We start from the raw sequence: 6513 nt of genomic DNA, 5'->3' as shown, positions 1-6513 counted from the left end.
GTACGGACATCGTCCGGACGGGCCGTTTGCGCACCCTCCCGTGGCTGTACGCCCGCCGGGCGCCCGGGAACGCCTGCCTGACCGGAGTCGCCGCGGGGCACGTCCCGCCGCCGCGGGGGCCCATCGGTGTCGGACCCGTCAATCCGCAGTCGAAGGGATGCGGGACGGTCATGCGGTCCGCTCCATTCGGTCTGACCGGCCGGCCCGTGCCCGACGCCTTCGAACTGGCCGCGCACTGCGCGCAGATCACGCACGGGCATCCGACGGCGGCGCTGGCGTCGGGGGCGTTCGCCGCGATCGTGGCCCATCTGGTGGCGGGCGAGTCCGCCGAGGGCGCGGTGCTGCGGGCCATGGAACTGCTGCGCCGTCACCCGGGTCACGAGGAGACGACGGCAGCCCTCCGCTCGGCCGTCGACCTGGCCGGTGAGGGGAGGCCGAGCCCCGAGCGGGTGGAGTCGCTCGGCGCCGCCTGGATCGCCGAGGAGACCCTGGCCATCGCCGTGTACTGCCTGCTCGCGCACCCCGACGCACCGGCGGAGGCGCTCCTGCTCTCCGTCAACCACTCCGGTGACAGCGACTCGACGGGGGCGGTCTGCGGAAACCTGCTCGGCGCCCGCCACGGGGACGTCTGGCTGCCGCCCGAGTGGCTGACGCGGACCGAGGGCCGGCGGTTCGTCGCCGAACTGGCCGACGACCTCTCGCTCCAGTTCGAGCACGGCGAGATCGGCCCCGGAGTGCCGCTTCACTCGTACGAGCGATATCCGGCCTGCTGAAGCAACGGGGGGAACGGCCGTCCGAATCCTCTCGTTCCCCCGGTATGAACCGACCGATGCGTGAGGGACATCAGGGAACGGGACCCGGGGCGATCACCCCGGACGGCTGCGCGGTCGAGTTGTACCGGCGGCTCGCCGTCGGCGACGAGCCCGACGTGATCGAGGCCGCCGTGCCCGCCGGGTCGACCGTGCTCGAACTGGGCAGTGGGGCCGGGCGGGTGACGGAGCCCCTGGCCGCACGGGGGTTCACCGTCACGGCGGTGGACGAGTCCGCGGAGATGCTGGCCGCCGTCAGAGAGCGCTCGCCGGGTGTGGCGACCGTGCACGGCTCCATCGAATCGCTGGATCTGGAACGGCGGTTCGACGTGGTCCTGCTCGGCTCGTTCCTGGTGCACACGGCCGAGCACCGCACCAGGCAGGCCCTGCTGGAGGCGTGCAGACGGCACGTGAAGGACGACGGCCGCGTGCTCATCCAGCGGGAGGGCGAGGACTGGCACCGCGACGTGCCGCGCGAGCGCCGGGACGCCGCGGGCTGCACCGTGCGGATCCTGTCCGCGGAGCCGGTCGGCGACGGCGTCGACTCGATGCACGCCGAGTACGTCTTCCCCGACGCCCGCTGGACCCAGACGTTCCTCTCCCGGCCCCTGGACGGGCGGGAGTTCACGCGCTGCCTGGCAGCGGCCGGACTCGTCGTGGAGGACGTCCTGACGGACGACGGCACCTGGGTGAGGGCCCGTCCCGAGGTCCGCCGGGAATCCCCGAACGGACCGCCGGAACGGCGATGAGTTCCCGGCCTCCGCCCCGTCTACCCCTGTGAACGCGCCGCAGCAGACGCCGAACCAGGGAGACTCCGCCATGACCACCGCCACCCGGACCGCCGCCGACACGACCACCACCGCACGCCGTCCGGGCCGGCGCGCCGACATCACCGTGCGGGTCCTCCAGATCGTCCTCGCGCTCTTCTTCGCCGTCCCGAGCGCCGGGCCCAAGCTGGTGGGCCACTGGTCGGCGGCCGAGTCCTTCGACCGGATCGGCTGGGGCGACTGGCTGATGTACACGGTCGGAGCCCTGGAACTGGCCGGCGCGATCGCCCTGCTGGTCCCGATCCTGTCCAGCGCCGCGGCGACCGCACTGACCGGCCTGATGATCGGGGCGTTCGTCACCCAGCTGACCGTCTTCGACGGGGAGAACGCCCTGACGCCGCTGATCCTGGCCGTCCCCCTCGTCGCCATCGCCTGGACCCGCCGCCACCGCAACGGGGAGCTTCTCGCGCTCGTCCGGCGATGGCGCGCGTGAGCACGCGCGCGCCACGACGCGCCGCGCCCGGGACGGGGGTCCGGGCGCGGCGCGTCGGCGTGGAGGCCCGCTCTCAGTGCACGACGCTGTAGCTGCGCCAGGGCAGGGAGTCCGGCGCGATCTCGTTGGTCGTGTTGGTGGCGATGTAGATGGGGTCCTCACCCGTGCAGTCGCGGGTCCGGTACATCTGGATGTCGTTGAGCGTGCGGTTCTCGACCTTCCGCGTACCGGCCGGGCCCAGCAGGTGGCAGCCGTTCACCGAGGGACTCGTCACCGTGATGACCAGGTCACGCTCGGTCTCGTACGTCAGTGTGCCCACCGCGGACCGGCCCAGGCCGGAGCAGCCCGCGACGGCGAGCGTCAGGAGTGCGGCCCCGGCTGCGGTGCAGAGACGCCGTTGAACGGACATGGCGGATCCTCGTCTGTCGGGCGAAGGCGGCGGAAGCCCTGTTCCTGGCCACCATGCCGCCTGCCGGGCGACGCGGCACCCGGTGCTGGTCCGCCCGGGCGAAGCACCGCGGGGACCCGGTTGTCAGACCCCACCCGTAAGGTCGGAGATCGAGTGGGAATCCGTCGCGGAACGGGAGGTGGGCAGCGGTGACGCACAGCTGGCGGACCAGTGCCGCCGTCTTCCTGCCGGCGGCGCTTCCGCGCGAGGGCCGGGTCGCCTTCTGGGCGCCCGACGGGGCGCCGCTGCCCGAGGACACGGAGCAGGGGACCCGGACGGAGCTGACCGTCGTACGACGGCACGGCTCCGGGGCCCGTGGCCGCACCGTGCCCGCCGTACTCCTCCCCGRCGCCGKGGCCTGCCGCTCGTCACCGCCCTCCTCCGCGATGTCGAAGAGTTCGTAGCCGGCGAGGTCGAGGCGGAGCGAGACGCGGACGCCGGCGTCCATGCCGGCGGCGGCCTCCGCCGCCCAGGCCCGCGCGCGGGGCAGGTGCTGGGCCTCCCGGGCGGCGAACGGCGCCCCGGCCGCGTGGGCCGCCCCCTGCCACCCCTGCCCGACCCGCTTCCGGTGCCGCCCCGGCCGGGGCGGCACCGGAAGCGGGTCGGGCAGGGGTGGCAGGGGTCTCGGCACGGCCTCGTCCTGGGGCGGGCCGAGCACGGCGCGGGCCGGGACCGTCGCCAGCGCGGGCGCCGCCGAGCCCGCCTCGGCAGCCGACCGCGCCGCGTTGCGCCGGGTGAGCGCCGCGAGGATCTCCTGTTCGCCGCGTCCGCGCATCAGGAAGAGGACGAAGGGGTCCTCGTCGAGGAGCCGTGCGGCCTGGTAGCAGAGGGCGGCGGCGTGCTTGCAGGGGAAGCCGTCGTCCGGGCAGGAACAGTCCGGGATCAGGTCGCCGCGGGCGGGCAGCAGCCCCTCGACGGCCTCCAGGGCGTGCGGGACGTCCTTGTCGAGCAGGGCGGCGATGTGTTCGGGCCGGGCGGCGACCTCGTCCAGGAAGCGCTCCCAGCCGTCGTCCCCGAGGGTGCGCATCCGGATCTCGGTGCGGTACGGGCGGGGGCGCGTGCCGTGCACGTAGGCGACGACCCGGCCGGGGGTGACCGTGATGGCGTCGACGTGACCGCGCCCGGCGTAGGCCTTGCCCCGGGCCAGGCGAGCCGGGTCGAGGGCGGTGCCCTCCAGCGCGTCCACCCAGGCGTTTCCCCACCAGGTGCCGGCGAACCGCCCGTCCGGAGCCTCGCGCGGGGCGAGTTGCGGGAAGGTGCGGCGACGGTCGTCGTGGCGCGGGTCGTAGGTCCGGCCGGCCGGCCGGCGCCGGTTCATGACGGCCTCCTCAGGGAGACCAGGTCCGCCAGCTCCCGGTCGGTCAGTTCGGTCAGCGCGGCCTCGCCGGAACCGAGGACGGCGTCGGCCAGGGCGCGCTTCGCCCGCAGCATCTCGGCGATGCTGTCCTCCACCGTGCCCTCGGCGATCAGCCGGTGGACCTGCACCGGCTGCGTCTGGCCGATGCGGTAGGCGCGGTCGGTGGCCTGTTCCTCGACCGCCGGGTTCCACCAGCGGTCGAAGTGGACGACGTGCCCGGCCCGGGTGAGGTTGAGCCCGGTGCCCGCCGCCTTCAGGGACAGCAGGAAGACGGGCACCTCGCCGTCCTGGAAGCGGTCCACCATCCGCTCGCGCTCCGCCACGGGCGTTCCCCCGTGCAGCAGTTGGGCGGGGACGCCCCGGGCCGCCAGATGGTCGGCGAGGAGCCGGGCCATGGAGACGTACTGGGTGAAGACGAGCACGGAGCCGTCCTCGGCGAGGATCGTGTCGAGGAGTTCGTCGAGCAGGGCGAGCTTGCCCGAGCGGCCGGCGAGCCGGGCCGTGCCTCCGCCGCCCGGTGCCTGTTCCTTGAGGTACTGCGCGGGGTGGTTGCAGATCTGCTTGAGCGAGGTGAGCAGCTTCATGACGAGCCCGCGGCGGGCGATCCCCTCCGCGCCCTCGATCTGCGCCATGGTCTCCCGGACCACGGCCTCGTAAAGCGAGGCCTGTTCGCGGGTGAGGGGAACCGGGTGGTCCGACTCGGTCTTGGGCGGCAGCTCGGGGACGATCCCGGGGTCGGACTTGCGGCGGCGCAGCAGGAACGGCCGTACCAGGCGGGCGAGTCGCTCGACGGCCTCGTCGTTCTCGATCTCCTCGCTGTTCTCGACGGCGCGGGCGTGGCGGGAGCGGAACGCCTTCAGCGGACCGAGCAGGCCGGGGGTCGTCCAGTCGAGCAGCGCCCAGAGTTCGGAGAGGTTGTTCTCCACGGGGGTGCCGGTGAGGGCGACCCTGGCCGGTGCCGGGATCGTGCGCAGTGCCTTGGCCGTCGCGGAGAAGGGGTTCTTGACGTGCTGCGCCTCGTCGGCGACGACCATCCCCCACTCCTGCTCGGCGAGCCGGGGCGCGCTGGTGCGCAGGGTGCCGTAGGTGGTGAGGACGAAGCCGGCGTCGGGGCCGTCGCCGAGGCCGTCCAGCGAGCGGTCGGCGCCGTGGAAGCGGCGGACGGGGACGCCGGGCGCGAACCGCTGGACCTCGCGCTGCCAGTTGCCGAGGAGTGACGCGGGGCAGACGACGAGGGTCGGCGCGCGGCGCGCGCGGCGCAGGTGGAGGGCGATGAGGGTGACGGTCTTGCCCAGCCCCATGTCGTCGGCGAGGCAGCCGCCGAGGCCGAGCGAGGTCATCAGGTCGAGCCAGGCGAGTCCGCGGAGCTGGTAGTCGCGCAGGGTGGCGTTCAGTCCGGCCGGCGGTTCGGCGTCCCCGGGTCCGCCGACGAGCCGGTCGCGCAGGGTGGCGAGGGCGCCGACGGGCACGGCGGGGACGGTCTCGCCGTCCACCTCCGCGGTGCCGGTGAGGGCGACCGCGAGGGCGTCGACGGGCTCCAGCAGGCCGAGTTCGCGCTTGCGGGCCTTGCGGACGAGGTCGGGGTCGACGACCACCCACTGGTCACGCAGGCGCACGATGGGCCGGTGGGCCTCGGCCAGGCCGTCCATCTCCCGCTCGGTGAGCGGGTCCCCGTCGAGGGCCAGCTGCCAGTTGAAGCGGAGCAGTTCCTCGCTGTCGAAGAACGTGGTGCCGTCGGTGGCGGAGCCGGGTGCGGTCATGGCCGGCCGGACGACGGCGGAGGCGCTGAGCGAGCGGGCGAGCTCCCGGGGCCAGTGGACGGCGACCCCGGCGTCGGCCAGCCGGGCGGCGGCGGGGCCGAGCAGTTCGTACAACTCGTCCTCGGTGAGGGCGAGGGCGTCGGGGACGTCGCGCTCCAGGAGACGCCCGAGCGGCGGCCAGACACGGGCGGCGCGGCGCAGGGCGAGGACGGCGTCGATGCGGGCCCGGGGTCCGAAGTGCTCGTCGCCGTCGCCCGCCCAGAGCGCGGCGGCGTCGATGACGAGGGTGGGGTCGGCGAGGCTGTGCACCTGGAGGAGCGCCGCCGCGGCCTGCCGCTCGTCACCGCCCTCCTCCGCGATGTCGAAGAGTTCGTAGCCGGCGAGGTCGAGGCGGAGCGAGACGCGGACGCCGGCGTCCATGCCGGCGGCGGCCTCCGCCGCCCAGGCCCGCGCGCGGGGCAGGTGCTGGGCCTCCCGGGCGGCGAACGGCGCCCCGGCCGCGTGGGCCGCGGCGGGAGTGCGGGGCAGGGTGTCGGCCACCGCGTCGAGGAAGGCCCGGACGAGCGCCTCGGGCTCGGGCAGCCGCAGCGGGCCGCGGCCGGGGACGGGCACGGCGTGGGCTTCGTGGGGCATGGCCGCCGCGACGGCGCGCAGGTGGGCGATGTCCTCCGCGTCCAGCGGGCCGGCCCGCCAGGCGTCGAGGTCGTCGGCGGTGAGTCCGGGCAGCAGCCTGCCCCGGGCGGCCAGCTGGAGGGCGTGCAGGGCGGCCGCGCCCCAGCAGGCGGTGACGAGCGGCAGGCCGCGGCGGCGCTCCTCCAGGTGCACAGCCTCGCCGACCCCACCCTCGTCATCGACGCCGCCGCGCTCTGGGCGGGCGAC

The 6513-nt window shown here is 75.0% G+C and carries 6 protein-coding genes; 3 read left to right on the top strand and 3 right to left on the bottom strand.

The annotated features are described in order from the left end of the window. The 3 genes from EAO71_RS33180 to EAO71_RS33170 all read left to right on the top strand — a co-directional run. Window positions 1–773 (top strand): ADP-ribosylglycohydrolase family protein (locus tag EAO71_RS33180; protein WP_147981535.1); only part of this gene is annotated, 773 nt, incomplete at its 5' end. A 56-nt stretch (window positions 774–829) separates the two neighbouring features. Beyond that, complete coding sequence (locus EAO71_RS33175; protein ID WP_147981534.1) at window positions 830–1558, top strand: class I SAM-dependent methyltransferase; 729 nt, start codon at window positions 830–832, stop codon at window positions 1556–1558. 70 nt (window positions 1559–1628) lie between these two features. Continuing rightward, window positions 1629–2069, top strand: coding sequence for a DoxX family protein (locus EAO71_RS33170; protein ID WP_147981533.1), 441 nt, complete (start codon window positions 1629–1631; stop codon window positions 2067–2069). A gap of 73 nt (window positions 2070–2142) precedes the next feature. On the opposite strand, the gene EAO71_RS33165 is transcribed toward EAO71_RS33170, so the two are convergent. The 3 genes from EAO71_RS33165 to EAO71_RS33150 form a co-directional block, all read right to left on the bottom strand. Beyond that, window positions 2143–2433: a hypothetical protein gene (locus EAO71_RS33165; RefSeq protein ID WP_261992468.1), complete on the bottom strand. Its 291-nt coding sequence runs from the start codon at window positions 2431–2433 to the stop codon at window positions 2143–2145. Beyond that, window positions 2357–3835 (bottom strand): SWIM zinc finger family protein, encoded by a 1479-nt coding sequence (locus EAO71_RS39370; RefSeq protein WP_261992467.1) that lies wholly within the window; start codon window positions 3833–3835, stop codon window positions 2357–2359. Before EAO71_RS39370 ends, EAO71_RS33165 begins: the two co-directional genes overlap by 77 nt. Continuing rightward, a partial coding sequence (locus EAO71_RS33150; protein ID WP_261992466.1) for a DEAD/DEAH box helicase occupies window positions 3832–6513 on the bottom strand: 2682 nt, incomplete at its 5' end. The genes EAO71_RS33150 and EAO71_RS39370, both read right to left, overlap by 4 nt.

This window comes from Streptomyces sp. MS191, assembly GCF_008042125.1.
Taxonomy (GTDB): Bacteria; Actinomycetota; Actinomycetes; order Streptomycetales; family Streptomycetaceae; genus Streptomyces.
Note: the sequence above shows the minus strand (reverse complement) of the source record. Positions and strands in the feature narration are given on the sequence as shown.

Coding starts and splice junctions, on each gene's coding strand:
- EAO71_RS33175 (WP_147981534.1), top strand. CDS start 830: ATGCGTGAGGGACATCAGGGAACGGGACCCGGGGCGATCACCCCGGAC.
- EAO71_RS33170 (WP_147981533.1), top strand. CDS start 1,629: ATGACCACCGCCACCCGGACCGCCGCCGACACGACCACCACCGCACGC.